This is a genomic window from Pararhizobium sp. IMCC3301, assembly GCF_030758315.1.
In the GTDB taxonomy this organism is placed as follows: Bacteria; Pseudomonadota; Alphaproteobacteria; order Rhizobiales.
Genome location: NZ_CP132336.1, coordinates 3769975 through 3793849 on the forward strand (window position 1 = coordinate 3769975; position 23875 = coordinate 3793849).

25 protein-coding genes are annotated in these 23875 nt (G+C 57.0%); 14 read left to right on the forward strand and 11 right to left on the reverse strand.

All coding sequences use genetic code 11. The features are described from left to right. Positions 1-50: 50 nt before the first annotated feature. From RAL88_RS18125 to RAL88_RS18140, 4 genes are all read left to right on the forward strand, one after another. Positions 51-1040, forward strand: coding sequence for a glycine--tRNA ligase subunit alpha (locus RAL88_RS18125; RefSeq protein ID WP_306265378.1), 990 nt, complete (start codon positions 51-53; stop codon positions 1038-1040). Then, positions 1033-3135 (forward strand): glycine--tRNA ligase subunit beta, encoded by a 2103-nt coding sequence (gene glyS, locus RAL88_RS18130; protein WP_306265379.1) that lies wholly within the window; start codon positions 1033-1035, stop codon positions 3133-3135. Before RAL88_RS18125 ends, glyS begins: the two co-directional genes overlap by 8 nt. 128 nt (positions 3136-3263) lie before the next feature. Next, the gene (locus RAL88_RS18135) at positions 3264-4247 is read left to right on the forward strand and encodes a hypothetical protein (RefSeq protein WP_306265381.1); all 984 of its coding nucleotides are present in this window, start codon (positions 3264-3266) and stop codon (positions 4245-4247) included. Positions 4248-4427: 180 nt separating this feature from the next. After that, positions 4428-5849: a lipopolysaccharide biosynthesis protein gene (locus tag RAL88_RS18140; RefSeq protein ID WP_306265383.1), complete on the forward strand. Its 1422-nt coding sequence runs from the start codon at positions 4428-4430 to the stop codon at positions 5847-5849. Positions 5850-5861: 12 nt separating this feature from the next. Here RAL88_RS18140 and RAL88_RS18145 read toward each other — a convergent pair whose 3' ends face one another. From RAL88_RS18145 to RAL88_RS18165, 5 genes are all read right to left on the reverse strand, one after another. Beyond that, positions 5862-6536, reverse strand: a complete 675-nt coding sequence (locus tag RAL88_RS18145; RefSeq protein ID WP_306265384.1) for a hypothetical protein — start codon at positions 6534-6536, stop codon at positions 5862-5864. Positions 6537-6599: 63 nt separating this feature from the next. Then, positions 6600-6869, reverse strand: a complete 270-nt coding sequence (locus tag RAL88_RS18150) for a hypothetical protein (RefSeq protein ID WP_306265385.1) — start codon at positions 6867-6869, stop codon at positions 6600-6602. Between the two features lie 108 nt (positions 6870-6977). Further along, the gene (locus RAL88_RS18155) at positions 6978-7463 is read right to left on the reverse strand and encodes a TIGR02301 family protein (protein ID WP_306265386.1); all 486 of its coding nucleotides are present in this window, start codon (positions 7461-7463) and stop codon (positions 6978-6980) included. Between the two features lie 58 nt (positions 7464-7521). Continuing rightward, positions 7522-8601 (reverse strand): DUF3179 domain-containing protein, encoded by a 1080-nt coding sequence (locus tag RAL88_RS18160; protein WP_306265387.1) that lies wholly within the window; start codon positions 8599-8601, stop codon positions 7522-7524. A 117-nt stretch (positions 8602-8718) separates the two neighbouring features. After that, complete coding sequence (locus tag RAL88_RS18165) at positions 8719-9138, reverse strand: NUDIX hydrolase (RefSeq protein WP_306265389.1); 420 nt, start codon at positions 9136-9138, stop codon at positions 8719-8721. Between the two features lie 159 nt (positions 9139-9297). Between RAL88_RS18165 and RAL88_RS18170 the strand changes: the two genes are divergently transcribed. The 3 genes from RAL88_RS18170 (at position 9298) to RAL88_RS18180 (ending at position 11515) form a co-directional block, all read left to right on the forward strand. Next, entirely contained in the window at positions 9298-10032 is a 735-nt protein-coding gene (locus tag RAL88_RS18170; RefSeq protein ID WP_306265392.1) for an SOS response-associated peptidase, read from the forward strand. Between the two features lie 55 nt (positions 10033-10087). Next, positions 10088-10735 (forward strand): trimeric intracellular cation channel family protein, encoded by a 648-nt coding sequence (locus RAL88_RS18175; protein ID WP_306265394.1) that lies wholly within the window; start codon positions 10088-10090, stop codon positions 10733-10735. 165 nt (positions 10736-10900) lie between these two features. Beyond that, positions 10901-11515, forward strand: a complete 615-nt coding sequence (locus RAL88_RS18180) for a class I SAM-dependent methyltransferase (protein WP_306265395.1) — start codon at positions 10901-10903, stop codon at positions 11513-11515. A 25-nt stretch (positions 11516-11540) separates the two neighbouring features. Here RAL88_RS18180 and RAL88_RS18185 read toward each other — a convergent pair whose 3' ends face one another. Next, positions 11541-12950, reverse strand: a complete 1410-nt coding sequence (locus tag RAL88_RS18185; protein WP_306265397.1) for an FAD-binding oxidoreductase — start codon at positions 12948-12950, stop codon at positions 11541-11543. A gap of 198 nt (positions 12951-13148) precedes the next feature. Between RAL88_RS18185 and fabI the strand changes: the two genes are divergently transcribed. The 4 genes from fabI to ribB all read left to right on the forward strand — a co-directional run bounded on the left by fabI (position 13149) and on the right by ribB (position 16832). Beyond that, complete coding sequence (gene fabI / locus RAL88_RS18190) at positions 13149-13946, forward strand: enoyl-ACP reductase FabI (protein ID WP_371932193.1); 798 nt, start codon at positions 13149-13151, stop codon at positions 13944-13946. Positions 13947-13953: 7 nt separating this feature from the next. After that, the gene (locus RAL88_RS18195) at positions 13954-14532 is read left to right on the forward strand and encodes a histidine phosphatase family protein (RefSeq protein ID WP_306265400.1); all 579 of its coding nucleotides are present in this window, start codon (positions 13954-13956) and stop codon (positions 14530-14532) included. A 73-nt stretch (positions 14533-14605) separates the two neighbouring features. Next, positions 14606-15694: a chorismate synthase gene (gene aroC, locus RAL88_RS18200; protein WP_306265402.1), complete on the forward strand. Its 1089-nt coding sequence runs from the start codon at positions 14606-14608 to the stop codon at positions 15692-15694. A gap of 16 nt (positions 15695-15710) precedes the next feature. After that, entirely contained in the window at positions 15711-16832 is a 1122-nt protein-coding gene (gene ribB, locus RAL88_RS18205) for a 3,4-dihydroxy-2-butanone-4-phosphate synthase (RefSeq protein WP_306265404.1), read from the forward strand. On the opposite strand, the gene RAL88_RS18210 is transcribed toward ribB, so the two are convergent. From RAL88_RS18210 to RAL88_RS18225, 4 genes are all read right to left on the reverse strand, one after another. After that, positions 16806-18017: a multidrug effflux MFS transporter gene (locus RAL88_RS18210; protein ID WP_306265406.1), complete on the reverse strand. Its 1212-nt coding sequence runs from the start codon at positions 18015-18017 to the stop codon at positions 16806-16808. The two genes, ribB and RAL88_RS18210, sit on opposite strands and share 27 nt — an antisense overlap. Positions 18018-18190: 173 nt before the next feature. Next, on the reverse strand, positions 18191-18958 hold the full coding sequence (locus RAL88_RS18215; protein ID WP_306265408.1) for a DsbA family protein: 768 nt from the start codon (positions 18956-18958) through the stop codon (positions 18191-18193). Between the two features lie 69 nt (positions 18959-19027). Then, positions 19028-19273 (reverse strand): hypothetical protein, encoded by a 246-nt coding sequence (locus tag RAL88_RS18220; RefSeq protein ID WP_306265410.1) that lies wholly within the window; start codon positions 19271-19273, stop codon positions 19028-19030. Positions 19274-19472: 199 nt separating this feature from the next. Beyond that, positions 19473-20120: a 5-formyltetrahydrofolate cyclo-ligase gene (locus tag RAL88_RS18225; RefSeq protein ID WP_306265412.1), complete on the reverse strand. Its 648-nt coding sequence runs from the start codon at positions 20118-20120 to the stop codon at positions 19473-19475. A 252-nt stretch (positions 20121-20372) separates the two neighbouring features. Between RAL88_RS18225 and RAL88_RS18230 the strand changes: the two genes are divergently transcribed. Together RAL88_RS18230 and RAL88_RS18235 are read left to right on the forward strand one after the other, a co-directional pair. Then, positions 20373-21542: a pyridoxal phosphate-dependent aminotransferase gene (locus RAL88_RS18230; RefSeq protein WP_306265414.1), complete on the forward strand. Its 1170-nt coding sequence runs from the start codon at positions 20373-20375 to the stop codon at positions 21540-21542. 6 nt (positions 21543-21548) lie between these two features. Then, positions 21549-22157, forward strand: coding sequence for a LysE/ArgO family amino acid transporter (locus RAL88_RS18235; RefSeq protein WP_306265415.1), 609 nt, complete (start codon positions 21549-21551; stop codon positions 22155-22157). On the opposite strand, the gene RAL88_RS18240 is transcribed toward RAL88_RS18235, so the two are convergent. Then, positions 22154-22333, reverse strand: coding sequence for a hypothetical protein (locus RAL88_RS18240; protein ID WP_306265416.1), 180 nt, complete (start codon positions 22331-22333; stop codon positions 22154-22156). The genes RAL88_RS18235 and RAL88_RS18240 overlap by 4 nt on opposite strands. Before the next feature lie 205 nt (positions 22334-22538). On the opposite strand from RAL88_RS18240, the gene RAL88_RS18245 reads away from it, so the two are divergent. Further along, a complete protein-coding gene (locus RAL88_RS18245) occupies positions 22539-23867 on the forward strand; it encodes a DUF898 family protein (RefSeq protein ID WP_306265417.1) in 1329 nt (442 codons plus the stop codon). Positions 23868-23875 lie beyond the last annotated feature (8 nt).

The window sequence follows — 23875 nt, forward strand, 5'->3', positions numbered from 1 at the left end:
CACCGCGCCACAATTGCCAATGCTTTCTTCCGGACAATCCAGGTCATTTCATGTTGCAACCAGACCAGCAGTTCCCGGCAGCCGACCTGCCGCCACATATGCGCCCGGAGCGGTCCTTTCAGGGCCTGATTCTGGCTTTGCAGCGCTTCTGGGCCGATTATGGCTGTGTCGTATTGCAGCCTTACGATATGGAAGTGGGTGCGGGCACGTTTCACCCCGCCACCACTTTGCGGGCGCTGGGGCCAAAACCCTGGCGGGCGGCCTATGTCCAGCCCTCGCGTCGTCCCGGTGATGGCCGCTATGGCGAAAACCCCAACCGGTTGCAGCATTATTACCAGTTCCAGGTGCTGTTGAAACCCTCTCCGCCGGATCTTCAGGAGCTCTACCTGAAAAGTCTTGCAGCGATTGGTGTGGATACCGCCCTGCATGATGTGCGTTTTGTCGAAGATGACTGGGAAAGCCCGACCCTGGGGGCCTGGGGGCTAGGCTGGGAGTGCTGGTGCGACGGCATGGAAGTCTCCCAGTTCACCTATTTTCAGCAGGTCTGCGGCATTGAGTGCAGCCCGGTGGCGGGCGAACTGACCTACGGGCTGGAGCGCCTTGCCATGTATGTTCAAGGTGTCGATAATGTTTACGATCTGAATTTCAATGGTCGCGATGGCGATGAGCGCATTTCCTATGGCGATGTGTTCCTGCAGGCCGAACAGGAATATTCGCGGCATAATTTTGAACATGCCGACACCGACATACTGTTTCAACATTTCAGGGATGCCGAGGCGGAATGTATGGCATTGCTCGCCGCTGGGGCGCGCCAGCGCGAGGAGGCTGGAGACGGCATCCACAAGGTTGTGCTGCCAGCCTATGATCAGTGCATCAAAGCCAGCCACATCTTCAACCTTCTGGATGCACGCGGCGTCATTTCAGTAACTGAGCGGCAAAGCTACATTCTGCGCGTTCGCGACCTGTCCAAAGCCTGTGGCGAAGCTTTTCTGCAGACCGAAGCGGGCGGTGCGCTCGCCGGGGAGGCCGTCCATGCCTGATCTCATGCTGGAGCTGTTTTCCGAAGAAATCCCGGCGCGCATGCAACAGCGCGCCAGTGAGGATCTGCGCAAGCTGGTCACCAACGAACTTGTCGAAGCCGGGCTCACCTATGAAGGCGCCAGGGGATTTGCCACTCCGCGCCGCCTGGCGCTGACCGTTCACGGTCTCACGGCACGTTCTGCTGACACGCGTGAAGAGCGCAAGGGACCGAAAGTCGGCGCGCCGCAAAAAGCGCTGGACGGCTTTATGCGCGCCGCTGGCCTTGACTCGATTGCCGCCGCGCAGATTCAAAGCGATCCCAAAAAGGGCGAGTTCTATGTCGCCGTGATCGAGAAGCCCGGCCGTCCGGCACAGGACATTATTGCCGCGATAATGCCGTCCATCATCCGAAATTTCCCGTGGCCGAAATCCATGCGCTGGGGCGCGCGCTCGACGCAACCCGACGCCTTGCGCTGGGTCCGGCCGCTGCGCTCCATCCTGTGTACCTTCGGGCCTGAAGCCGAGGACACGGAGATCGTCGCTTTTGAAGTTGACGGTATCGCATCTGGCGATCGCACCTTCGGCCACCGCTTTATGGCACCGGCTGCGATCCGCATCCGCCGCTTCGATGATTATACCGACAAGCTGAACGCCGCCAAAGTCGTTCTGGACGGCTCCCGGCGCGAGGAAATCATTCTTCAGGAAGCCAAGAATCTCGCCTTTTCGCAGACGCTCGATCTGGTTGAAGATGCCGCGTTGCTGCATGAAGTCGCCGGCCTGGTGGAATGGCCAGTGGTGCTGATGGGCACCTTCGATGAGCGTTTTCTGGCGCTGCCCGATGAGGTTATCCAACTCACCATCCGCGTCAATCAGAAGTGCTTTGTGCTGCGCGATCCGAAAACCGGCGCTCTGACCAACCGGTTTATTCTGGTTTCCAATCTGCTTGCCAGTGATGGCGGCCGGCAAATTACAGCGGGCAATGAAAAAGTTGTGCGCGCACGCCTGTCAGACGCGATGTTCTTCTGGGATACCGATCTGAAGACGCCCCTTCAAAACCGGGTCGAAAAACTCGGAAATATCATTTTTCATGAAATGCTGGGAACCCAGCTGGAACGGGTGGCCCGGATCAAGGCGCTGGCGAGTGAGCTTGCACCCATTGTGGGTGCCGACCGCGAAGAAGCGGGCCGCGCGGCAGATTTGTGCAAGGCAGATCTCGTCACCGAGATGGTTGGCGAGTTTCCCGAACTTCAGGGCCTGATGGGCCGCTATTATGCAAGCGCGCAGGGCGAAAGCGATGCTGTGGCCGCCGCCTGCCAGGACCATTACAGACCGCAGGGGCCGGGCGATACAGTGCCATCGGACCCGGTGTCTGTCTGCGTCGCTCTGGCCGATAAGCTCGACACGCTTGCCGGGTTCTGGCTGATCGACGAGAAGCCCACAGGCTCCAAGGATCCCTATGCCCTGCGGCGCGCGGCGCTCGGCGTGATCAGGTTGATCCTGGACGGTGATTTTTCCGTTTCACTTGCGCCTGTCATCCGCCAGGCCGGCCTGCGGCAATCTGGCGGCAGCGATGCGGGAGCTACGGCGATTGCCGACGACCTGCTGTCCTTCCTGCATGACCGGCTAAAGGTCTATCTGCGCGATCAGGGCCGCCGGCACGATCTGATCGATGCGGTGCTGGGCGAGGGCGCTGACGATCTGCGGCTGGTCGCCCGCCGGGTTGAAGCGCTTGGCGCGTTTCTGGAAAGTGATGATGGCGTGGCGCTGCTGGCGGGCAGTAAGCGCGCCGCCAATATATTGCGCGCCGAGGAGAAGAAAGAGCGAAAATCCTTCACAGGTGCCGTCTCCGCCAACCTGTTGCAGCTGGATGCGGAAAAGACATTGGCGAAGGCGGTCGAGAACGCTGTTGTACAGGCCCGCACCGCGGTAGAGGCCCAGGACTTCGCGGCCGCAATGACCGCCTTGTCGCAATTGCGCACTCCGGTTGATGCTTTTTTTGACGAGGTTATGGTCAATGATGATGATGCCGCCATACGTGAAAACCGGCTCAATCTTTTGAACCGTATTCGCGAGGCGACACTGACAGTTGCTGATTTCTCTAAAATCGAGGGATAATCACAACACTATGGTGAATCACATATTAGCGTGCTTTTTTGTGCCACATGGATTATTGGAAACGTAAAGATCGGCAGACGGTCACGATTCAGCTATAAAACAAGTCAGATCTACCCAGGGGATTACTCATGAACAAAGCAATTGTTGGAATTCTAGGCCTCGTAGTCGGCGCTGCAGGCGGCTATTTTGTCCAGGATGCGAATGTCAGAAAAGCTGCGGATGAAATTACCGTGCTGTCTGACAAGGCATCCGGTCTGGAAACCATGGTCAGCGATACCAAAACAGCTGCAGAAGCGGACGCCGCTGCGCTGACAGAAGCACAGGCTGCTCTGGAAGCCGCCCAGTCCGAAACCCAGGCCGCTGTGGAATCCGCGCAAGCTGAAGCCCGGACCGCTCTGGAAACTGCGCAGGCTGAAACCGAAGCTGCCAGGGCGGCTGCTGAAGAAGCTACCGCTGCGCTGGACGGAGTCCGGGCCGAAGCCGCCATCGCTCAGGCTGCGGCCAAGGCGGATGCAGAGGTCGCGGTGATGTCGGCAAAAGCTGAAGCAGAAGCGAGGGCTGCCAAGACTGACAGCACAATGACGACCGAGTTGAAAAACGAATTGACGGCCTATCAGGATCAGGTTGCAGCTCTGACCTCCGATCTTGCCAGCAAGGAAGTCATGGCGACCGATCTGGGCTCGGCGGTTGACGGGCTGAAGTCGGAACTGGCAGCCAGCAAGGAAATGACGACCAGTCTCAACGCCAAGGTGGATGAATTGCAGGCCGAAGTTGCGGCCAAGGAAAAAATCGCGTCGGATCTGAACGCGAGGGTCGAGACATTGCGGGCAGAAGTGGCTGCCAAGGAAGAAATGGCCGGCGGTCTCAACAGCACAGTTAATGCGTTGCAGAGTGAAGTTGCGGCGAAAGCAGACATGACAACAGGCCTTAACTCGACGATCGATGAGCTGAAGGCGGAAGTCGCGACCAAAGACCAGACCATTTCCGAGCTGCGCGCAACGATTGAACAGTTGCAGGCTGAGAATGCCGAAAGAGACGCAACTCTTGCAGAATTGGCAGCAACTGTTGAAAAGTTGAATGCTGATTTGGCAGAGGCTGCCAGCGACAATTGATCTGTTTCTCAAGAATTGCCGATTAAAACGGGCGGTCCCAAAGCGGATCGCCCCTTTTTTTATAGGCTCACCGGTCTTTTCCCGATCTGCCGGCGGGCTCCGATGAAAATCTGTTTTCATGCTTCTTTAAGTGAAAACCCGGCATAAACCTGCCGGTCAGGGAACATATCGGATGATGCATTGCAGGACTCTGTTGCTTCACAAAAATCGTTGAAAAGCAGACTGAAAGCAGTCCTTGCCCTGCTGCGGCCTGTCAGAAATCTGCCGTCAGGCGAGGATGGTTCAGACCCTGAAGCTGGCTCTGACACGGCTTCCGCAGGGCGCGCCAGCCTCTACGCCCTGATTATCCGCCTCGCAAATGCCGCCGTTGCCTATGTCACCCAGATCATTTTTGCCCGCCTTCTGGGCGAATTTGAATACGGGATTTTCGCTCTGGGCTGGGTCTGGATCGCCATCCTTGGCCATACAACGACCTTCGGCTTTTCGATGAGCGCCATCCGCTATCTCGCGCGCTACCGGACCACCGGGGAAACCCGGCTGGCGGCGGGGTTTTTCCGGTTTTCTCTCATCATTCCGCTGCTGTTCAGCAGCCTTGCAGCGGTTCTGGGTGTCAGTATTCTGAAGTCCGGCCTGTTGCCGATACCGGATTATTATCTCCTGCCACTGATGCTGGCAGCGGTCTGTGTGCCGCTGTTTGCGCTACAGGACATGATGGAGAGTTTCGCCCGTGCCCGTCACTGGGTTCTTCTGGCATTGATCCCGACCTATTTGCTGCGCCACGCATTGCTTGGCCTGTTTCTGGTTCTGGCGGTTGTTTCCGGCTTTGCCGCAACAGCGACCACTGCGCTGCTCGTTGCCTTTGCCGCGATCGGCCTGTCGCTGGCCATCCAGGCGGTGATCCTGGCGCGGCGGCTGTCTGCCGAGCGGCGCGCTCTGCCAATTGCCACTGTCCCAGCCTATGAGCGCCGCACTTGGTTCAGGACTTCCGCACCGCTGGCTTTGCAGGATGGTGCCTCGCTGCTGGTGTCCTACTCCGATATTCTGGTGCTCAGCTTTTTTGTCGGCCCGACCGAGATCGGCATATATTTCGTGGCGACGCGGATTGCTCAGATTGTCGGCTTCGTGCGCTTTGCTGCCTCTGCCGGAACCGCGAATGTGTTTTCAAAACTCAATGCCGAAGGAAAAACCGACGAGTTGAAAACATTGTCCCGGGCCACGATCCGCATTTCCTTCTGGCTGTCCGTCATCGCCTGTGCCGGTCTGGCCGTGGCCGGTCCGTTGCTGCTGAAACTGTTCGGGGCAGGCTTTACCAGCGGTTACCCGGTTCTGCTTGTGCTGATGGCGGGCCTGCTGGTTCAGGCGGCCTTTTCCTCCGCCGAGGATCTGCTCAACATGACCGGCCACCAGGGCATGACAGCGTCATCCTATTTCGGCGCGCTGCTGGTCAATCTGGTTCTCAATTTGGCGCTGATTCCCTATTTCGGCCTGCTGGGCGCTGCGGTGGCAACCTCGATTTCCATCGGTTTCCGGGTGATCTATCTGGCGTTCGGCGTGCGCGCACGCCTCGGCATCTCCCTGTTCGGCGCTCAGTTCGGCCGATGATTGGCCTCCGGGCTAATCCGCTGTCAGGAAAAACTGCCAGACACCGTCCGGTGAAATTCCGACGCGGAAGAAATTATAGGCCCCGAACGCCTTCATGCCCTCATAATCGCCAGCGGTAACAAGGGTGAACAGTTCAACCCGTTGCTCTGGCGTCAGCGTATCCAGAGGGACATAGGCAAAATACGGCCAGACATAAATTTCTGCCTCAGTCTCCGCATCGACCCGGGCATATCCCGCTTCCAGCATTTCCAGCAGAATGGCGAGGATTTCCTGCCCCTCTTCATCACCGGATAATTCCCTGAGATGCCCGACCGGATCGTCAATCTCGTCAAAAGCGACGACCGGTGGCTGGCCATTTGCTGAAATGACTGAGTTCAACGCGGCCAGATTGCCCGACCGGGCTGCGGCGATCAGAGCTGCCCGGGTTTTCTGCACTGCCTGCGGCAGCAGGCTGATATCGTAGGAAATTCGCGGGGCTATCCCCGGCTGACCCTTCTGGCCGGCGTCAGCTCCGGGAATGGTTCCCTGCTCACCGGCTGGCGGAACGGATTGCGGTTTCAGGGAAAAGGTTTCGGTCTCAACCGTTCGGGCGGCATGAAGCGCGGGTCCTGACAGGGCGAAAGAGAAGCTCAGGGCACAAGCCAGCAGATTCCGGACCAGCCGGACAGAGAGATAATTTATGATCATGGGTGACAGCTAAAGGTCACATGGCCTGATCTGTCAAATGTTTCAACGCAGCGGTGAACGGATTTAGTTCAATACCCGGTACAGCGTGAATTCGCCATTTTCGATGCGTTCCGGCAGTTTTGCGCAATAATCCGCGGCAGCACCTTCACTGCTTTGCAGAATAATCTGGGACAATGCAGCAAACAGGGATGTTTCGATCAGGATGTCCTGCTCAACGCCTTGTTCCAATGCCTCTTCCCAGGCGGCCTGAAGTGAATTCAAGGCAGTTTGCTGGCGGTCCGCCAGTCCGAAATCCTCTTCGAAATCTTCTTCGTCTTGCCACAGATCCTGCATTGCCAACCTCACTATCCGGAAACATTGTCGAGAATTTATCACAAAGCTGAACCAATTGGCGGAGTTAACGCCTTTATAGTCAACAAAGCCTGAAATGGCCTGAACAGCTCAATCAGTGTGGGCGGGTGCCGGCTCCGGGGCCGTTGCAGGGTCATTGATGACAGCTGCAGTTTCGGGCGCGACAGCTTGTGCCGGGCGGTAGGTGGTCGCCATAAGCCGTGTCAGTTCAATGGCTTCGGTTTCGTAACGCTGGGTGATCAGTTCGGCAGCCGGCGTGCATGTACGGTAGAGTTGCTCCAGCAATGCGTAAGCCTTGTTGTAGCTGGCCATCATCCTGGCGCGCCGCGCAGGCACCGGTTCTTCCGCCTCCAGAAGACCGGCCATTTGCGCCTTCCAGACCCCGCTTGGTTGCCGCTTGCACAGCGGATGCAGAAATTCCAGCGAACCGATGATGCTGACGAGCCTCAAAAGGTCAGTTTCGTAAGGCGGCTGCCCGTCACCCGGCCGTGCTGCCTGCCCATGCGCTGACATCATCAGCACAGGCAGCAGACAAACAGCAAAAAAAGAGACGGCGCGGATACGTTTGGAGATCATAAACGCACCGTGCCGCGAAGGCTTTCAAAATTCAAGAATCTTCTTGCTCTTGTTACCCCTATTTCTGAAGTATTTCTGCTCCGGGATGAAATGCCAGATAGGCAAAGGCGAAGGTCACGTCATAGACCACCTCGTCGCCCCGGCTACCATCGGCTTTGATTTCGTAAGCCGTGACGTTGCCCACATCGCGGCCTTCGGAAATTCGGTCTGTGTCCAGCGCGGAATTCTGGCCGCTTTCCCATGTCAGTTCCACATTGCCAAGCCTGACGGAAGCTTGTTCCCGCAAATGGGTCAGTGTGGTTGCCTTCGGCGCGCCGTCCTGTTTCACCACCACAACACGCAGCATCGGATCTATGTCATTTGGCAGATCACCGCGGAACAGCGGGTAGGGTGTGTTGCGGCTGTCATAACTGACATAAGGGTTGGAGCCGTATCTGCGCATTTTCGGATTGTTCGGCACCAGCACCTTGCCATCAGGGTTGGCATTGAGAAAACGCTCAAAGCTTTCCACGCGGCTTGGGATCATCCGCAGATCGGTGCCCAGCAGCTTGCCGACAATCGCGGTTCCGGTAAATTGCTGCCACCAGGATTCAGTCTGACGGTCATACATCACCAGATCGGAATTTCTGAGTTTTCCGGTCGTTCCGAATTCAAGCGTCAGCCCGTTGCTGGTGCGGTCAAACACCAGCGCCGAGTTGCAGAGCGGGCAATAGGTGACAGCCACGGGGGTGCCGCCAACGATGTCGTTGACGATTTCATGCCATGTCATCACCTGCAGGGGATAGGCCCGGATATCGCCATTTATCTCAACTCTGATGACCGGCTCCAGGGCTCCCAGATTGGAAATATCCTTTGCCGTAACGAATTTCGGATCGTCAATTGACGGAATGCCGTCCCGCGGCGGGCCGCCGGACAATATCTCGTCGAAAGTGATGCTGCTCTGCGAAAAATCCGTTTGCCAGCCCTCGGATCGCCACTGATCCGGATTGGCCAGCGCCTGGCTGGCAAAAACCGCCAGAAGCGGAACGATGGTCAGAGAGAGCCAAAGCCGCGAAGCGCTGATGGTTGCAGATTCATCCGGTGCCGCTGCCACAGCAGGTGTCGCACAGTATATGGGGGCAAACGTCAGATTCAGCATGCTGTCCTCCCTGAAATTCCTCCGAGAATTTTGGTAATTCCGTGTTCATGCGAGAGTGGCATAGATGCCTGAAATCACAAATCAATCCTGTTCACAGACCTGTGAGGAGCTGCGATGTTACGGGGCAGGAGGGCTGTCGGCTCTGCTGCGCCGAAGAATTTCGGTCAGTCCGGGAACCGTCTGCAGCGTTGCAATGTCGTCAGGGCTGTACCAACGCGCTTCGGACGCGTCATCTCCGGCCCGAAGTTCCCCGGCTGGATTTACTGCGCTGAGACAATGCAGTTGATAATGAAATCCGGCGCCGACGATCTCTTTCCTGTGAAAGATATCGTGCAGCTCTGCACGCAAATTGGTTTCCTCAAACAATTCGCGCTTTGCCGCTTCCAGGATTGTCTCTCCCGGATCAACCTTGCCGCCCGGCAAAGCCCACAAATCCTTGTTCGGCTCGCGGCCCCGGCGCACCAGCAGCACCATCTCGTCATGCCAGACAGCGATACAGACCGCCGGAACCGGGGGTGCTTCAGCCGTTCGGGTCATTGCTCAGCATTCATCGTCACTGTCCAGACATACCAGGTTCGCAGCCAGGGAATTTGACCGCAGTAAATCGCATCATCACCGTGATTTCCAGATTGAATCACTGTATAGCTGGCGGCGTTGCCGTTTCAGACCGGTCTGCTTCAGGAGGTTCATCGTCAGGTGTGCGGACGCTTTACACTTACCCATCCCAATGAGGCTGTGGCCGCACTGTTTGATTATCATCAGGAAGACCGGGCTGCGGAAGACTTTCCGCCGCGATACAATATCGCGCCGACCCAGCCAATTGCCACCATCCGTGTGGAACAGGCGCGGCGGGTTTTGCGTCTGGTGCGCTGGGGGCTGGTACCCGAATGGGTCAAAGAGCCGCAGACATTCAGCCTGCTGATCAATGCCAGAACGGAAACCGTTCTGGAAAAACCCAGTTTCAGGGGCTCGATACGGCATCATCGCTGCCTCGTCCCTGCGTCAGGCTATTTCGAATGGCGCCGCGATGGCGAGCGCAAGCAGCCCTATTATATCCGGCCCAGACATCACGGCGTGTTCGCCATGGCCGGTCTGTGGGCGGAATGGTCCGGACCCGACGGTAATCTGATCGATTCGGGGGCCTTGCTGACCCAGGCGGCAAATCAAACGCTTTCAAAAATTCATCACAGAATGCCTGTTGTGCTGCCGGCAGAGCACTTTGACGAATGGCTCGACGTCACCCATGTGGATTCCAAACAGGCCCACAAGCTGTTGCATCCCGTATCGGATGATTTCTTCGAAGCGGTGCCGGTCAGCACCCGCGTCAATTCTGTGCGCAATGACGATCCTGAGCTGGTGAGCGAAATCGTCATGGAAAATCCGCAAAAGCCTGAACCGGCCGCACCGGCCTCGCAAATGGATTTGTTTTAAAGGGTGGCGCAATGCTGCATGCCTTGCAAGTTAGCCAAATCGGACAGGCAGAGTAATGGAATTGAATGCTGTGACTGAAATTGATGTGCAACAGGCGTTCAATATTTTCGCCCTGATCGGTACGGCCGTGTTTGCCATCAGCGGTGCATTGCTCGGTCTGCGCAACCGGATGGATGTTGTCGGGGTTTCATTCGTTGCCACGGTGACCGGTGTCGGCGGCGGCACCCTGCGCGATCTTCTGCTCGGTGCGACACCGGTAAGCTGGGTCGTGCGGCCTCTGGAACTTGAAATCTGCATTGTCAGCGCCGTACTGGTCAGCCTGCTCAATTCCAGATTGCTGGGCCGCCGTATGCAGTGGCTGCTCTATGCTGATGCTGCCGGACTGGCGCTGTTTTGTGTGCTTGGCGCAGCCAAAGCCGAAGCGGCCGGGGCGCATCCGCTGGTGGCGATCCTGTTTGGAGCGATGAGCGCCAGTTTCGGCGGGCTGTTGCGCGATGTGATCTGCAATGAGGTGCCGGTCATCATGCGTCGTGAAATCTATATCACTGCGGCGCTGGCGGGCGCTTCAGTCTATATACTGCTGCCCGCGTCGCTGGGATTTGACGTGCGTGGCCTTGCCGGATTGATCGTCGCTCTGGTGCTGCGCGTCTCGGCAATTCACTTTGGTTGGAACCTGCCATTTCCCAAATATAAGTCTGATTAAGCCGGCGATCCGAAAGGGGAATGCCAGTTGATGTTATCCCATTGCCAGAGTTTGACGCAGTTAGTACCGTGAAAACCGCGCAATCAGCCATCCAGAAGCGATGATCGTCTGGTTGCCTCCAATAGCCAACTCGTTATGCAGGATGCATGCTCAAGGAAGTTATCTTTGCTCAAACATAAAACCTACAATCGTATCGCCCGGCTTTATGATATCCTGGATCTTCCATTTGAACATGGCCGCTACAAACCCTTGCGAAGAGTGCTGTTTGACGGAGTGAATGGCGCTTTGCTCGATGCCGGCGTTGGCACAGGGCGGAATTTCCCTTTTTACCCAAACGGGTCAAAGGTCGTCGGGATTGATCTCAGTTCGGCCATGCTGGCGCGCGCCAGGCAACGCAGGGATAAGCTCGGCACGCCGGTTGATTTACGTGAAATGAATGTGATGGAAATGGATTTTGCCGATGACAGTTTCGACGCTGTCGTCTCGACCTTTCTTTTTTGCGTTCTGGACGCCGAGCACCAGCTGCCCGCCCTCAAAGAACTGAACCGGGTTTGCAGACCGGGCGGCACAATCCACATTCTGGAATACGCATTGTCAGAAAATCCCCTGCGTCGTTCCATCATGAAGCTATGGGCACCTTGGGTGCGTTTCGCATATGGCGCTGAGTTCAATCGCAACACGGAACAATATCTCGAGGCCGCAGGGTTGGACCTGGTTGAAAAGAAGTTCCTTTATAAGGATATCATCAAGCTTTTAACGGTTCGGCCGAAAACAAGCTGATACGGCATCAAAGCCCGCCAGGCCCTCACAACTCTGGCGGCAACAGGGCCCCGGGATTGAACAGGCCGTCCGGATCAAGGCACTGTTTGACGCGGCGCATCAGGTCCAGTTCAACGTCCGATTTGATCTGTGGCATCAATTTGGCTTTGAGCCGGCCGATGCCGTGCTCAGCGGATACAGAGCCGTTATAGTCGGCGACAATGTCGTGCACCACAGTGTTGATCCGGTCCCATTGCGCCAGAAACGCCTCCTTGTCGCCGCCAATCGGCTGGCTCACATTAAAATGGATATTGCCGTCGCCTAGATGCCCGAAAGCGACCGGCCGGCAGTTCGCAATAATGGCTTTCACCGCCGCACTGGCCTCAACAATGAAATCCGGCATTCTTGACACCGGCACAGAGACATCATGTTTAATCGATCCGCCCTCATGTTTCTGCACTTCCGACAATCCATGTCGCATACGCCAGAACTCGGCCTGCTGGCTCGAAGAGGCGGCCAGGGCCGCATCGGCAACATGGCCCTTTTCGGAGGCCGCCTGAAAGGCTTCGAGCATCAGCGCTTCCGCTTCTTCCTCGGACCGGCCGCTGGAAATTTCAACCAGGGCGTACCACGGGTAGGAGCCCTGCAACGGGTCGCGTGCCCCTTCAAGATGCCGGATGGTAAATTCGACCCCGATGCGCGGCATCAGCTCAAAGCCGGTGAGATTGGATCCGGCAAGGCCCTGGGCGATATTCAATGTGGCCAGCGCCGCATGCGGCGAGGCGAAGCCCATGAAGGCGACCTGCCGCCCTTTCGGCTTGGGAAACAGTTTCAGGACGGCCGCGGTGACAAAGCCCAAAGTCCCTTCGCCGCCGATGAATAATTGTTTCAGGTCGTAACCTGTGTTGTTCTTGTGCAGGGCGCGCAGACCGTTCCAGATTCGCCCATCGGCCAGCACAACTTCCAGTCCAAGCACCAGATTACGCGTATTGCCATAGGCCAGCACGCCGGTTCCGCCCGCATTGGTGGAGATGTTTCCGCCGATCTGACAGGAACCCTGCGCGCCCAGGGCCAGCGGGAAAAACCGCTCTGCGGCATCGGCTGCCTGCTGTATCCGCTCCAGCACGACACCGGCTTCCACAGTGATGGAATTGCCGTCTGAATCCAGCTTGCGAATGGCGCTTAGCCGTTCTGCGGAAAGGATTATATGTGCCTTGGCATCATCCGGTATCTGACCGCCCACAAGCCCTGTATTGCCGCCTTGCGGGACGATCTTCAACTGGTGTCGTGCCGCCAGGCGGACGGCGTCTGAAACCGCCTGTGTGCTGGATGGTCTCAGCACTGCAAGTGCCTGGCCGTGAAACAGGCCGCGCCATTCGCTCAGATAGGGTGCCATCGCTTCAGCGCTGCTGAGAACAGCGCCTTTGCCAAGTGCGTTTTCGAATTCCTCTAGCATAGCTGCATTTCACCGGGCCTGACTGATTGTTGCAATTGCTTGATGCGGCAAAGCGGCTGTGGCATAAGCCGCTTCGATCCAGGGTCTGGACTCAGACCATAAACATCACAGACATTGCATCACCCGACGGCTTGCTTGCAAGACTATTCAAGGACGTTTTTCATGGCTGACCAACCCGCCACTTTTTCCGGTAATATCATGAAGGGCAAGAAGGGCCTGATCATGGGTCTTGCCAATAATCGCTCAATTGCCTGGGGCATTGCCAAAGCCTGTCACGAGCAGGGCGCGGATCTGGCATTTACCTATCAGGGCGATGCGTTGAAAAAGCGGGTGGAACCACTGGTTGCAGAATTGGGTGGCCATGTGGCCGGCCATTGTGATGTGACGGATACAGCTTCAATGGATGCTGTTTTTGCCGATCTGGAACAGCATTGGGGCAAGCTCGATTTTGTCGTGCACGCCATTGCATTTTCCGACAAGGGCGAACTGACCGGGCGTTATGTCGATACGTCCGAGGCAAATTTTCAGAGAACGATGCAGATATCGGTGTACTCGCTGACTGCCGTTGCCCAGCGGGCTGAAAAACTCATGAGCGATGGCGGCTCGATCCTGACCCTGACCTATTATGGTGCGGAAAAGGTAATGCCGCACTACAATGTCATGGGCGTTGCCAAAGCCGGGCTGGAAGCCTCGGTGCGCTATCTGGCGGTGGATCTTGGTCCGAAGAATATCCGCGTCAATGCCCTGTCAGCCGGGCCGATCAAGACACTGGCAGCCTCCGGCATCGGTGATTTCCGCTATATTCTGGAATGGAATGAAAACAACTCGCCCCTGCGCCAGACCGTGACGACCGATCAGGTCGGCCGTTCGGCGTTTTATCTGTTGTCGGATCTCAGCTCCGGTGTCACCGGCGAGGTTCATCATGTGGATTCCGGATATCATGTAGTTGGCATGAAGGCGGTTGATGCGCCTGATATCGTCGTCGACAGAAAGTAAGACCGCAGTGAAACACGTCATTTATTTCGTCCGCCACGGCGAGACGGACTGGAACCGTCTGGGCAAGCTGCAGGGCCAGCAGGACATTCCCTTGAATGCTCTGGGCCGGGATCAGGCGCGCCGCAACGGACGCACGCTCAAGGCGCATCTGCCCTCTCTGGACCTGCCATTTCTGGCCAGCCCGATGAAGCGCACCAGCGAAACCATGGAACTTGTGCGCGGCGAACTTGGTCTGCCGGTATCGGATTATGCAACTGACGAGCGGCTGAAAGAAATCCGCTTCGGAAAATTTGAAGGCTTTACGGCCGATGAAATTGAACAGCAGCAGCCGGAACTGGCTGCCAAACGCCACAAAGACAAGTTTCACTTCACGCCGCCCGACGGCGAGAGCTATGCCATGCTGATGCAGCGGGTCCGCGCTGTGGTTGAGGAAATCGACAGCGATATGGTGATCGTATCTCATGGCGGCGTCAGTCGGGTGTTTCGCGGCATTCTGCAGAATTTGCCTGAAGCCGATATCATCTCGCTGCCGACGCCGCAGGATCAGGTCATGCAATTTGTCGACGGGCGTGTCGTGCTGTTGTAAGCGCGCCGTGTCGTTTGACGAAAAGCCTGCACTCACATAAACACCGAACAACACAAATTAGCGGCGTAGTTCCATGTCTCACAACAGTTTCGGTCATCTGTTCCGCATTACTACCTGGGGCGAAAGCCACGGCCCGGGACTGGGCTGTGTGATCGATGGCTGTCCGCCCCGTCTCGTCATATCGGAAGAGATGATCCAGCAATGGATGAACAAGCGCCGCCCCGGCCAATCGCGCTTTACCACCCAGCGCAAGGAGCTCGATCTGGTGCGCATCCTCTCCGGCGTTTTCCCCGACGAGGAAACCGGCGAATTGCTGACCACAGGCACGCCGATTTCACTGATGATCGAGAATGTCGATCAGCGTTCCAAGGATTATTCGGAAATCAAGGAAAGCTATCGGCCTGGCCATGCCGATTTTACCTATGACGCCAAATACGGCATTCGCGACTATCGCGGCGGCGGCCGCTCTTCAGCGCGCGAGACTGCGGCGCGGGTGGCTGCCGGTGCGATTGCTCGCCAGGTGATCAATCCGATGCGGGTGCGCGGCGCTTTGGTCCAGATCGGGGAAATCGCGGTCGACCGCAACCGCTGGGACTGGGATGAAATCGACAATAACCCGTTTTTCTGCCCTGATCCGGTGGTCGCCAAGGAGTGGGAATCCTATCTCGATGGCATCCGCAAATCCGGGTCCAGTATCGGCGCAATCATTGAAGTGGTGGCCGACGCAGTGCCAGCCGGACTTGGCGCGCCGGTCTATGGCAAACTTGATCAGGATATTGCCTCTGCGCTGATGTCCATCAATGCAGTCAAGGGCGTGGAGATCGGCAATGGGTTTGAAGCTGCGCGTTTGAGCGGCGAGGACAATGCCGATGAAATGCGCATCGGCGCCGATGGCAAGCCGGTGTTTCTGTCAAACAAATCCGGCGGAGTTCTTGGCGGCATTTCATCGGGAGAGCCGGTCGTCGCCCGTTTCGCCATGAAACCAACGTCGTCAATCCTGACCACCCGCAAAAGTGTCACCCGCAGCGGCGAGGAAGTGGATCTGCGCACCAAGGGGCGTCACGACCCTTGCGTCGGCATCCGGGCAGTTCCCATCGGAGAGGCGATGATGGCCTGTGTACTGGCCGATCATCTGCTCCGTCACCGTGGCCAAAACGGATAGATTAACGGATAGATTTATGAGTGAAGACAATTTGCGTGTGCGTCAGGCTATCGAGGCCTTCAAAGCTGGAGAAATGATCGTCGTCACCGATGATGATGATCGCGAGAATGAGGGCGATCTCATTGTTGCCGCGGTGCATTGTACGCCGGAACATATGGCCTTCATGGTCCGTCATACCAGCGGCATTGTCTGTGCGCCGCTCAGCCGCCAGGAAGCAGCGCGCCTGCAGTTGCAACCCATGGTGGCGCATAATGATGCGCCTCACAGCACCGCATTCACGGTGTCGGTGGATTATCGCCACGACACCACCACCGGTATTTCCGCTGCAGAAAGATGTTCGACGGTTCGCGCTTTGGCCAATCCCAATGCCGGCGCGGCGGATTTCGTGCGTCCGGGACATATCTTTCCGCTGGTCGCCAAAGAGGGCGGTGTGCTGACGCGGTCCGGCCATACTGAAGCGGCGGTGGATCTGTGCCAGTTGGCGGAGCTGCCGCCAGTTGGCGTTATCTCCGAACTCGTCAATGATGACGGGTCCGTCAAGCGCGGACCGGACGTTGCCAAATTTGCCGCAGAGCACGGCCTGAAGTCGATTTCGGTCGCCGAACTGATCGCCTACCGGCAGCGCCGGGAAAAGCTGGTCGAGCGGGTCGGCGAGCGCCGTATTCAAACACGCTTTGGCGCAGCACTTGCGATTTCCTATCGCACGCCATTTGATCCGATGCAGCATCTGGCGCTGGTATTCGGCAATATTCATGATGGCAAGCCGGTGCCGGTGCGGCTGCATTTGGAAGATGTTCTGGGCGATGTGTTCGGCACCAATCAGGCCTTGCAGAGCGGCGTTGCCTCAATTGCCGAAGGGGGCAGGGGCATAATTGTCTATCTGCGTGAGGGCGCGGCCGGCGTAACCCCGGATTCCGAGCGCGGAGCGCGTGGACCGAGCCATTCTGACGATCAGGCAGAAAGCCACGCTTCAACGAAAATCCGCGAGGACAGTTGGCGCGAAATCGGGCTCGGCGCTCAAATTCTGCGCGATCTGGATGTCTCCGACATCCGTTTGCTGGCCTCCCGCAAACGCCATTATGTCGGCCTCAGCGGATTCGGTATTACAATTTCAGAGACTGACATCCTGGACGTTTGACGCCAGTGCAGGGTGCACCAGCACAAACCGCGTCAGCAAAAAGGCAATGATCGCGCAGATGGTAATGGCAATCACCATCGGTGTTGCGGTGCCATCGAAAAACGGTCCGGCGACGAGTACGGCAAGTCCGCCCGCCACCATTTGCAGCGTGCCACCAAGCGAGGACGCCAGTCCTGCAATCTCGCCATGCTCTTCCAGCGCCAGCACCATGGTTGTCGGGATCACCAGCCCGAGACAGGCATTGGCCAGAAACAGGAAGGTCACAATCACTGGCAGGGTTCCGTAACCGGCCAGTGTCAGCCCCACCAGCAGCAGCGAGAACACCATGAAACCGGCGACGGCAGCAGAGATGGTGCGCACCATGCCAAACCGCTCCGCAAACGGTGCCGCCAGTTGCGAGGCGGCAAAAAACCCGATTGCGTTGATGGCAAAGGCAATGCTGAAACCGGTCGGGCTGAGGCCGAACTGGCCAGTATAGACAAAGGATGCGCTGGCGATGAAAACGAAGAAACTGGCCAGTCCGAACGCGCCGATAAAGGTCAATCCTATAAAACCGCGATCGCGCAGCAACAGCGCTGTGCCGGAGGCAAGGTTGCGCACATTCACCGCCACGCGTTTTTCCACTGCAAGGGTTTCCGGCAGCAGAAAGCCGGTCATCAGCAGGCTGAGAACGGCGGCAACGCCCAGCACGGCAAAGATGGCACGCCAGTTGCCGATGTAAATCACACCACTGCCGGCCAGCGGCGCCAGCATTGGCGAGATGCTGACCACCAGCATGATCAGCGCCATCAGCCGGGTTGCTTCCGCACCGGTGTGCATGTCACGGATAATCGCCCGCGGTACCACCATCAGCACTGCGGCGCCCATTCCCTGGACAAAGCGAAACGCCACCAGAGCGCCGATGGAGGGCGCAAAGGTGCAGCCGATTGAGCCGAGGATGAAAACCGCGAGGCCGATATAGAGCGGCGGCTTGCGGCCAACCTGATCAGCCAGCGGCCCATAGATCAGCTGGGCCAGGCCAAATGCGATAAAATAGGCCGTCAGCGTCATCTGCGCTGCGGCAATCGGACTGCCCAGATCTTCGGCAACATTCGGCAAGGCAGGCAGATACATGTCGATGGCAAACGGACCGACCGCCGACAACAGACCGAGAATTGCTGCTGAACGAAAGAGTCCATGGGACATGATCTTGCCTTTTCTTAAACCGGAAACAAAACGACGCGCCCGAAAGCGCGCCGCTCTTTACCGGTTTAAAAGATGCCTGTCACATCAATAATAATGAATCGTCAGCTAGGGTCTGAACTCAATCTCCCAATTGAGTCCAGACCCTAGCCCAATGTCATCATGAAACGAGCTGATCAGCTCTTCTCATCGCGCGCCGCGTCAATGCTGTCACGCAGTTCCTGTTCGCCCACTGCGCCGAACAGCACTTTGTTGCCAACCACATAGGAGGGTGTGCCTGTCAGACCCAGTCCATCTGCCAGCATATAGACTTCCTGAATGGTTTCAGCTGCCAGATCGGATTTGGTCACCGCTTCCAGTTCATCAGGATCAATCCCCAGGCTTGTGGCAACCTTGATCGCTTTCGCCGCATTGGCCTGGCCTGGCCCCAGCAGGACCTGAAGGTGGAACTCGGCAAATTTCTCGGGTGCCAGCTCGTTAACGGCTATGCTGACGCGGGCAGCTTCAACCGAACCCTGCCCAAGCACAGGAAATTCTTTCAGGACAAATCGCAAGCCGGGGTCTGTTTCCAGCAGCGCCAGCATGTCCTTGTGGGCGCGTTTGCAGAAACCGCAATTATAATCGAAGAACTCCACCATCGTCACATCGCCATCAGGATTGCCCATCACCACCTGATAGGGAGAATCGAAAATCTGCTCCTGCAGATTGGTCACAGCATCCAGTCGGGCGGTTTCCTCCGCAAGTTTCTGGCGGGTGCCCAGCGCATCCAGTGCTTCCGTGATCACCTCAGGATTTTCCATGAGATATTCGCGGACGATGGTTCGGATTTCTTCCTTTTCCGCTTCCGGAAAAGTCTGGGCAGAGGCCGGCGCCATCAGAGGCACAAGCAGCAAAGCCGGCATGAATTTTCGGGCCAGATAGGAGAAGGTCAGATTAATAGGCATGGTGCGGTCCTGATGTAATGGATTTGAATTGAATGTAACGGTTTCTGCTGTGTTCTGCCAGCCTGTTCGCTAGCCTGTTCTGCCAGCCTGTTCGCCAGCTTGTTCGACAGGTCCCGGCAATGCTGGCGATGGGCGCGTCACGGCCACCATCGCATCAGCCATGGCATGGAGCCGCGCTGTATGCGATGCTACGGAGACAGGCGCGGGCAGGATGAGCGTCAGCTCCAATGTCTCCGGCCTATAAAGCTGGGCGCTGCCCATCTCTGGAGTGTCTCTGGTGTCTCGCTGATATGTTTCTGAAGTGTCGCCATCCACGTCAAATTCCCGCCGGTTTGAAGAGCGCCAAACCTAAATTTTGCCGCCAGCAAGGTCAATTTAAGCTTTTGTCATGAAACCATCAGGCGGGAGCACCCGACCAATTGATCCACCATCAACTGGATTTCACGACGGAACCAGCCAATCCAAACAAAAAGTGCAGCACTGCAAGTATCAGCGCAAGCTTGAGCTGAATACTTTACCAAACTATTCCGTCGCTGAGGATCACCCGGTGCATCGGGATGTCCCAGGGCATTGGAAATATGGTTTTCAGTTTGGAAAAATCATGACCGACGCCGATGCAAATGGTACCGGAGCGCATCCGCGCCAGAGTGCGGTCGTAGTAGCCGCCGCCATTGCCGAGCCGGAACCGGTTCTCGTCAACACCCAGCAGCGGAATGACAATAATATCGGGCTCGACAGAGTGCACTGTTTCGGGGACAGGAATGCCCCATATGCCACGCCGCATCGTGCTGTCGGGCGACCATCGGTGAAATGCGACGGGCTGGTCACGTTCAACCACAACCGGCAATGCGACAGTGGCGCCCTGAAGATGAACCTCGTTCATCCAGCCGCGCAGATCCAGTTCGCCGCGGATTGGCCAATAGACCGCTATGACCGCGCCTTCGACCTCCGCAATTTCGCGATCCAGACCGTCAGCAACAACAGCAGCCATGTGTTTGCGCTGTTCCAGCGGCACTGCCTTGCGCAGGGCGTAGAGACGCTGTCTCTCGCTTTTGCGGAACCGTGCGACATCTCTTGCCGTATCCGGATCGACGACGTGGCCATCCACCACCATGTGAGCAAAACACGGTTCTGAACCACCACCCTGTTCATCCTCATTCATCAGGTTTGCCCTGTCATATCTGCTCTGGAAGCGAGTTTACAGCCTCAACACCTATCACGCAAAGGCAAATGATATGATCTGGCGCACAGGCTGAAATGCCGTGCCTGACCATTGTAACACCTGGAAATCGGCCTTTGCCGGATAATGCCTACCGCTCGTCAGCCGGTATGGTTCTTGAACCTTCACCGATGGCGGTTTAAGAACCCGCTGAAGCTGTTTTGCAAAAACTCCAACCGGTATGATTCAACCTTCATGAAGCCTCCAATTCTCCAACATGCAGCGTCTTTGCGCAGCGCGGTCGATCCGTTTTTAGCCATGGATGTCATGGTTGCCGCCCAGTCGCGCGCGGCCGAGGGCAAACCTGTCCTGCGCATGGAAGTCGGCGAGCCTGGACATCAGGCCCCGATAATTGTGCGCGAAGCCGCCAAGGCGGCGATTGATCAGGACCGGATTTCCTATACGCCGGCCCTTGGGCTGCCGGCTTTACGCGAGCGCATTTCTGCGCATTATCAACTGCAATATGGTGCCACTGTGCCGCGTCAGCGCATTGCCATCACCACCGGTTCATCCGCCGGTTTTATCCTCAGTTTCCTGTCCGCATTTGACAGCGGGGCCCGTGTCGGTCTGGCCGCACCCGGCTACCCGGCCTATCGCAATGTCATGAAAGCACTTGGACTTGTTGCCGTTTCCATTCCGGTGAGGGCGGAAAACCGCTATGTCATCACGCCGCAGGATGTTGAAGCTGTTCATGCACAAGCGCCGCTGGACGGGTTGTTGATCGCCAGTCCCGCCAATCCGTCCGGGACCATGCTGATGCCGCAGGCCTTTACCGCCCTGATCAAAAGCTGCAACAGGTGCAATATCAGATTGATTTCCGACGAAATCTATCATGGGCTGGTCTATGAGGGGACCGCCGAGACTGCCTTGTCCCACACAGACCAGTCGATTGTGATCAATTCCTTTTCAAAATATTATTGCATGACCGGCTGGCGTATCGGCTGGATGATTCTGCCGGAAGATCTGGTGCGGCCAGTCGAGCGGCTGGCACAATCACTTTATATCTCAGCACCGTATATTTCACAGATTGCCGCCATAAAGGCGTTTGATGCGACCCCGGAGCTGGATGCAATCAGAGAACTTTACGCACGCAACCGGCAGAAGCTGCTGACCGCCCTGCCGCAGATTGGCTTTGAAAGCCTGCATCCCGCAGACGGTGCCTTCTATGTCTACGCCGATGCGCGCCGCTTCACCAACGATGCGCTCGACTTTTCCCGAACGCTGCTTGACAGCACCGGCGTGGCGGCCACGCCAGGGGTCGATTTCGACCCTGATAACGGCCAGACCATGATGCGGTTTTCCTATGCCGGTGATGCGGCGACAATCGACCGGGCAATTGCAGCCATGGCGCGCTGGCTGGAATAGATATTGATGGACCAGCTCGCACCTGCCGTGGCCGGCTTTTCACTGGGCAGCGGGTTGATCATGGCGATTGGCGCGCAAAACGCATATGTGCTGCGGCTCGGACTTTTGCGCCGTCACGTCTTTGCCGTCTGTCTGCTCTGCGCGCTGTCTGATGCGTTGCTGATCGTGCTCGGTATTGCCGGGCTTGGCAGCCTTTTGCAAGGCTCGGAAGTGTTGCTGTCAGCGGTAACCTATGGCGGCGCCGCATTCTTGTTTATCTATGGTTTGTTGGCCTTTAAGCGGGTTTTTTCACCTGGCACTCTAAAAGCGGCGACCCAGCAGATACCCACATTGCGCGCTGCATTGGCGACTGCGCTGGCATTCACATTTCTCAATCCGCATGTCTATCTCGACACAGTGCTTTTGCTTGGCGGTTTTTCAGCAAAATACCCGATGCCGGGCCGCATTGCCTTCGGGCTTGGAGCTGTGACGGCTTCGTTCATCTGGTTTTTTGCTCTGGGCTACGGGGCGCGTTTGCTCGCGCCCTTGTTCGCACAGCGCGGTGCGTGGCAGGTCCTCGACCTGTTGATAGGCAGCGTCATGTGGACGCTGGCTCTGTCTTTGCTGTTTGGCTAAGCGCTTTTGTACGGCTTTGCAATTGCCTTTGTCACTTCAACCGGCTTGGCCTTGCTGCAAAGTGCTTGTGCGGCTTGAACAGACCTGATGCCGATGGCACCATAATGTCTGGTGAGTTCAAGATCTTTTGCACGATCTTCCTTGCAGCGAAAACCTTTTGATTTCATCAATTGCATGACGCAACTCCACACTCATATACGGGTCACAAAATCGCTGACATCACACTCTATCAGCAGATTACTTTCAAGTCTGCGCCTGTTAGGTGAATCAAGTCTTAAACGAAAGCATCAAATTGTCTTGGTTGGCAGCGGCATGCAATTGCATAAATGCGTCAGACATCACAAAACTGATCAGCAGATTTTTTCTGCACAGGAAACCGGCTTGACCCAAACAGTTGCAAAAAGCACCCGGCCTGAGCTGCATCAGGCCTCCTGTGAGGACGAGCAACGCGGCGGCAGGGTGGCCGTGGAACCGGCCGCGAAGGATCTGGCCATGCTTGCGCTGCGCGGCATGGTCTTGCTGACGCTGACGCTGGGGCTGTACCGGTTCTGGTACGTCACGCGCCTGCGGCGTTTTTTCTGGACCCACACCCGGATCGGGTCTTATCCACTGGAATTCACCGGGCAGCCGGCAGATCTGATCGCCGGGTTTTTTATGGCTGTCGTTATTCTGCTGCCGCTCTATCTCAGCCTGTTTGTCATCTCGCTGGGTCTGCCCTACGGCGTCCTGGCGGCAAATCTGGTCGCAATCGGCATGCTCTGGTTTCTCAGCCAGTTCGCGCTTTACCGGGCCCGGAACTATCGCCTGAGCAGAACCTTGTGGCGTGGGTTGCGGTTCCGCCAGGGCGGGTCGGGAGTGGTCTATGCGCTCCTGTCGATGGTCTGGTTCAGCATTGGTGTGCTCAGTTTTGGCACGCTCTGGCCCATGCGCAGGCGGGCTTTGCAGAGCTACAGGATGCGCCATACTTTCTATGGAAATCAGAAAGCGGAATTTTCAGCCGCGCTCGGTCCGCTTTATCGTGCCGGATGGCCGCTGTTTCTGGGCATAGCCCTGATTACCACCTGGGCCGCCGTTGAAATTGCTGGTCTCTGGTCAACTGTCCCTGAAACCTTTGTGTTTGCGGACCTGCTCAACACAAGCTTTCGCAGACTTTTTGCATCTGATCCTCTATCCGGCGTGCCGCTTACCGCTCTGCTACGGATCAGTGGAATTTCGGGGGTTGCGATGATTGTCCTTCTGGCCTTCACCGTTCCTGCCTATCTTGCTGCTGAAACTCGGCATTTCGCCAATTCCACTACCTTCGGTTCAGTGAAACTCCATTCCAGCTTCTCCCGGCAGGCAATGATTGCGGTGTGGGGCAAATTTCTCATTGTGCTGACCGGTTTCGCTCTGCTCTATCTGGGGCTGGGCGCGGTTTTGTTCGCCGGGTTTCTGAAGTCCGGCCTGCCTGTTGGCGTGATTGACAGTGCCACGACGCGGTTCGGGTTTTTTGCAGCCCTTTTCCTGTATTACAGCCTTGGCATTATCTTCTATTCGGTGATCCGTGTTGTGTTCCTGCGCTACCGGCTTTGGCAGGCGATCGGTAATTCCCTGTCAATTACACCGATCACCCTGGTCTCGGCCATTGTGGCCGGTCCTGCGGAGCAGCTTCGCCGCCGTGACGGATTTGGCGAGGGCATCGCGGATGCCCTGGACGCGGGCGGGCTATAGATCGTCTC

Bases quoted from the DNA above. Each gene is read 5' to 3' on its own strand.
- RAL88_RS18125 (WP_306265378.1), top strand. From the start codon at position 51: ATGTTGCAACCAGACCAGCAGTTCCCGGCAGCCGACCTGCCGCCACAT.
- glyS (WP_306265379.1), top strand. From the start codon at position 1,033: ATGCCTGATCTCATGCTGGAGCTGTTTTCCGAAGAAATCCCGGCGCGC.
- RAL88_RS18135 (WP_306265381.1), top strand. From the start codon at position 3,264: ATGAACAAAGCAATTGTTGGAATTCTAGGCCTCGTAGTCGGCGCTGCA.
- RAL88_RS18145 (WP_306265384.1), bottom strand. From the start codon at position 6,536: ATGATCATAAATTATCTCTCTGTCCGGCTGGTCCGGAATCTGCTGGCT.
- RAL88_RS18150 (WP_306265385.1), bottom strand. From the start codon at position 6,869: ATGCAGGATCTGTGGCAAGACGAAGAAGATTTCGAAGAGGATTTCGGA.
- RAL88_RS18155 (WP_306265386.1), bottom strand. From the start codon at position 7,463: ATGATCTCCAAACGTATCCGCGCCGTCTCTTTTTTTGCTGTTTGTCTG.
- RAL88_RS18160 (WP_306265387.1), bottom strand. From the start codon at position 8,601: ATGCTGAATCTGACGTTTGCCCCCATATACTGTGCGACACCTGCTGTG.
- RAL88_RS18165 (WP_306265389.1), bottom strand. From the start codon at position 9,138: ATGACCCGAACGGCTGAAGCACCCCCGGTTCCGGCGGTCTGTATCGCT.
- RAL88_RS18175 (WP_306265394.1), top strand. From the start codon at position 10,088: ATGGAATTGAATGCTGTGACTGAAATTGATGTGCAACAGGCGTTCAAT.
- RAL88_RS18185 (WP_306265397.1), bottom strand. From the start codon at position 12,950: ATGCTAGAGGAATTCGAAAACGCACTTGGCAAAGGCGCTGTTCTCAGC.
- fabI (WP_371932193.1), top strand. From the start codon at position 13,149: ATGAAGGGCAAGAAGGGCCTGATCATGGGTCTTGCCAATAATCGCTCA.
- aroC (WP_306265402.1), top strand. From the start codon at position 14,606: ATGTCTCACAACAGTTTCGGTCATCTGTTCCGCATTACTACCTGGGGC.
- ribB (WP_306265404.1), top strand. From the start codon at position 15,711: ATGAGTGAAGACAATTTGCGTGTGCGTCAGGCTATCGAGGCCTTCAAA.
- RAL88_RS18210 (WP_306265406.1), bottom strand. From the start codon at position 18,017: ATGTCCCATGGACTCTTTCGTTCAGCAGCAATTCTCGGTCTGTTGTCG.
- RAL88_RS18215 (WP_306265408.1), bottom strand. From the start codon at position 18,958: ATGCCTATTAATCTGACCTTCTCCTATCTGGCCCGAAAATTCATGCCG.
- RAL88_RS18225 (WP_306265412.1), bottom strand. From the start codon at position 20,120: ATGAATGAGGATGAACAGGGTGGTGGTTCAGAACCGTGTTTTGCTCAC.
- RAL88_RS18230 (WP_306265414.1), top strand. From the start codon at position 20,373: ATGAAGCCTCCAATTCTCCAACATGCAGCGTCTTTGCGCAGCGCGGTC.
- RAL88_RS18235 (WP_306265415.1), top strand. From the start codon at position 21,549: ATGGACCAGCTCGCACCTGCCGTGGCCGGCTTTTCACTGGGCAGCGGG.
- RAL88_RS18240 (WP_306265416.1), bottom strand. From the start codon at position 22,333: ATGCAATTGATGAAATCAAAAGGTTTTCGCTGCAAGGAAGATCGTGCA.